This is a genomic window from Leifsonia sp. SIMBA_070 (genome assembly GCF_046534635.1).
In the GTDB taxonomy this organism is placed as follows: domain Bacteria; phylum Actinomycetota; class Actinomycetes; order Actinomycetales; family Microbacteriaceae; genus Leifsonia.
Map to the genome: position 1 here is coordinate 1 of NZ_JAWRYK010000674.1, position 250 is coordinate 250.

Here is a 250-nt window from a genome sequence, read left to right on the forward strand (position 1 = left end):
TGCCGCGCCGCGATCAAGGGCATGATGAAGCGCCGCTCCGGGCGCATTGTCGGCATCACATCGGTTGTCGGGGTTACCGGCAATCCGGGCCAGGTCAACTACGCCGCCGCCAAGGCCGGCATGATCGGCATGTACAAGTCACTGGCCCGGGAAGTGGCCAGCCGCAACATCACGGTCAACACGATCGCACCGGGTTTCATCGAAACGGCGATGACCGATGCGCTCAATGACAAGCAAAAAGAATCGATTT

The 250-nt window shown here is 60.4% G+C and carries 1 protein-coding gene; it reads left to right on the plus strand.

Annotated elements, in window-relative coordinates; translation table 11 throughout:
- On the plus strand, positions 1-250 hold a 250-nt coding region (locus SB754_RS21945), incomplete at both ends, for an SDR family NAD(P)-dependent oxidoreductase (protein ID WP_410784417.1).